At 52.2% G+C, this 3407-nt stretch carries 2 rRNA genes; both read left to right on the top strand.

Annotation, left to right across the window (positions count from 1 at the left end):
• Positions 1-200: 200 nt before the first annotated feature.
• Positions 201-3086: ribosomal RNA gene (locus AVE30378_RS32365) — 23S ribosomal RNA — on the top strand.
• A 201-nt stretch (positions 3087-3287) separates the two neighbouring features.
• Positions 3288-3400: ribosomal RNA gene (rrf, locus tag AVE30378_RS32360) — 5S ribosomal RNA — on the top strand.
• Positions 3401-3407: the final 7 nt, after the last annotated feature.

Genomic DNA, 3407 nt, shown 5'->3' with positions numbered 1-3407 from the left:
GTTCTTTAACAATCTGGAAGAAGCACAACGAAATGTACTTATCGAGTACTCGGCGCAAGTCGAAGAAGATGAGTACGGGTTGTGATTGCATTAATTTTGTTCCAAGTTCTCAAGACTGGGGTGAACAACCTCAGACTGCTTTGAAACTTATGAACGGCACAAACGCTAATACTCAGGTCCTATAGCCTACAGCGTTATAGGATCAAGCGACTAAGTGCATATGGTGGATGCCTTGGCGATCACAGGCGATGAAGGACGTAGTAGCCTGCGAAAAGCTGCGGGGAGCTGGCAAACAAGCTTTGATCCGCAGATATCCGAATGGGGAAACCCACCGCAGCAATGCGGTATCCCTAGCTGAATACATAGGCTAGTGGAAGCGAACCGGGTGAACTGAAACATCTCAGTAGCTCGAGGAAAAGAAATCAACCGAGATTCCGAAAGTAGTGGCGAGCGAAATCGGAAGAGCCTTTACGTTTTAGCATGCAAGATAGTCGAACGGGATGGAAAGCCCGGCCGTAGCAGGTGATAGCCCTGTAGACGAAATTTTGTGTGTGGAACTAAGCGTAAGACAAGTAGGGCGGGACACGTGAAATCCTGTTTGAAGATGGGGGGACCATCCTCCAAGGCTAAATACTCGTGATCGACCGATAGTGAACCAGTACCGTGAGGGAAAGGCGAAAAGAACCCCGGAAGGGGAGTGAAATAGATCCTGAAACCGTATGCATACAAACAGTAGGAGCCTCCTTGTGGGGTGACTGCGTACCTTTTGTATAATGGGTCAGCGACTTACATTCAGTGGCAAGGTTAACCGAATAGGGAAGCCGTAGCGAAAGCGAGTCCGAATAGGGCGATTCTAGTCGCTGGGTGTAGACCCGAAACCAGATGATCTATCCATGGCCAGGTTGAAGGCACGGTAACACGTGCTGGAGGACCGAACCCACTAATGTTGAAAAATTAGGGGATGAGCTGTGGATAGGGGTGAAAGGCTAAACAAATCTGGAAATAGCTGGTTCTCTCCGAAAACTATTTAGGTAGTGCCTCAAGTATTACTGCGGGGGGTAGAGCACTGTTATAGCTAGGGGGTCATGGCGACTTACCAAACTATGGCAAACTCCGAATACCCGCAAGTACAGCTTGGGAGACAGAGCACCGGGTGCTAACGTCCGGACTCAAGAGGGAAACAACCCAGACCGCCAGCTAAGGTCCCGAATTATCGCTAAGTGGGAAACGAAGTGGGAAGGCATAGACAGTCAGGAGGTTGGCTTAGAAGCAGCCATCCTTTAAAGAAAGCGTAATAGCTCACTGATCGAGTCGTCCTGCGCGGAAGATGTAACGGGGCTAAGCGATAAACCGAAGCTGCGGGTGTGCACTTTTAGTGCACGCGGTAGGAGAGCGTTCTGTAAGCCTGCGAAGGTGGCTTGTAAAGGCTGCTGGAGGTATCAGAAGTGCGAATGCTGACATGAGTAGCGATAAAGGGGGTGAAAAGCCCCCTCGCCGTAAGTCCAAGGTTTCCTGCGCAACGTTCATCGGCGCAGGGTGAGTCGGCCCCTAAGGCGAGGCAGAGATGCGTAGCTGATGGGAAGCTGGTTAATATTCCAGCACCGTCGTACAGTGCGATGGGGGGACGGATTGCGGAAGATCATCAGGGTGTTGGATGTCCCTGTTGCTGCATCGAAGATGGCGCTTAGGCAAATCCGGGCGCGTAAATCAAGGGTGTGGCACGAGCGAGCATGGCTTGCGAAGTGATTGGAAGTGGTTCCAAGAAAAGCCTCTAAGCTTCAGCTGTACGAGACCGTACCGCAAACCGACACAGGTGGACGGGATGAATATTCCAAGGCGCTTGAGAGAACTCAGGAGAAGGAACTCGGCAAATTGATACCGTAACTTCGGGAGAAGGTATACCCCGGTAGTGTGATGCGCCTGCGCGCTGAGCATGATGGGGTCGCAGAGAATCGGTGGCTGCGACTGTTTATTAAAAACACAGCACTCTGCAAAGACGAAAGTCGACGTATAGGGTGTGACGCCTGCCCGGTGCCGGAAGGTTAAGTGATGGGGTGCAAGCTCTTGATCGAAGCCCCGGTAAACGGCGGCCGTAACTATAACGGTCCTAAGGTAGCGAAATTCCTTGTCGGGTAAGTTCCGACCTGCACGAATGGCGTAACGATGGCCACACTGTCTCCTCCTGAGACTCAGCGAAGTTGAAGTGTTTGTGATGATGCAATCTACCCGCGGCTAGACGGAAAGACCCCATGAACCTTTACTGTAGCTTTGCATTGATCTGTGAACCGGCCTGTGTAGGATAGGTGGGAGGCTTTGAAGCGTGGTCGCTAGATCGCGTGGAGCCAACCTTGAAATACCACCCTGGTTTGTTTGCGGTTCTAACCTTGGTCCGTTATCCGGATCGGGGACAGTGCATGGTGGGCAGTTTGACTGGGGCGGTCTCCTCCCAAAGTGTAACGGAGGAGTTCGAAGGTACGCTAGGTACGGTCGGAAATCGTGCTGATAGTGCAATGGCATAAGCGTGCTTGACTGTGAGACTGACAAGTCGAACAGGTGCGAAAGCAGGACATAGTGATCCGGTGGTTCTGAATGGAAGGGCCATCGCTCAACGGATAAAAGGTACTCTGGGGATAACAGGCTGATACCGCCCAAGAGTTCATATCGACGGCGGTGTTTGGCACCTCGATGTCGGCTCATCTCATCCTGGGGCTGTAGCCGGTCCCAAGGGTATGGCTGTTCGCCATTTAAAGAGGTACGTGAGCTGGGTTTAAAACGTCGTGAGACAGTTTGGTCCCTATCTGCCGTGGGCGTTGGATACTTGACGGAGCCTGCTCCTAGTACGAGAGGACCGGAGTGGACGTACCTCTGGTGTACCGGTTGTCATGCCAATGGCATTGCCGGGTAGCTAAGTACGGAAGAGATAACCGCTGAAGGCATCTAAGCGGGAAACTCGTCTGAAGATAAGGTATCCCGGGGACTTGATCCCCCTGAAGGGTCGTTCGAGACCAGGACGTTGATAGGTCGGGTGTGGAAGCGCAGTAATGCGTTAAGCTAACCGATACTAATTGCCCGTGAGGCTTGATCCTATAACACTGATGGTTATGACCTGGTGATGTAGCGTTCCAAGTGTCGTTCAAATCAAAATCTGGCTGCACCGTCGGCAGCCAGCCAACATCAATTACACCCCCTTCGTGCGTGACCATCGAGTTCGACTCTGGTCACCACGCGTTGTGTTTCTTCCCAGATTGGAGCGGTTGCGCTTATGCGCGGCAGCTCAACCAGTTACGCCTGACGACCATAGCGAGTTGGTCCCACTCCTTCCCATCCCGAACAGGACAGTGAAACGACTTTGCGCCGATGATAGTGGACGGACGTCTGTGAAAGTAGGTCATCGTCAGGCTTTTATT

The sequence above is a fragment of the Achromobacter veterisilvae genome, from assembly GCF_900496975.1.
Taxonomy (GTDB): domain Bacteria; phylum Pseudomonadota; class Gammaproteobacteria; order Burkholderiales; family Burkholderiaceae_B; genus Achromobacter; species Achromobacter veterisilvae.
Note: the sequence above shows the minus strand (reverse complement) of the source record. Positions and strands in the feature narration are given on the sequence as shown.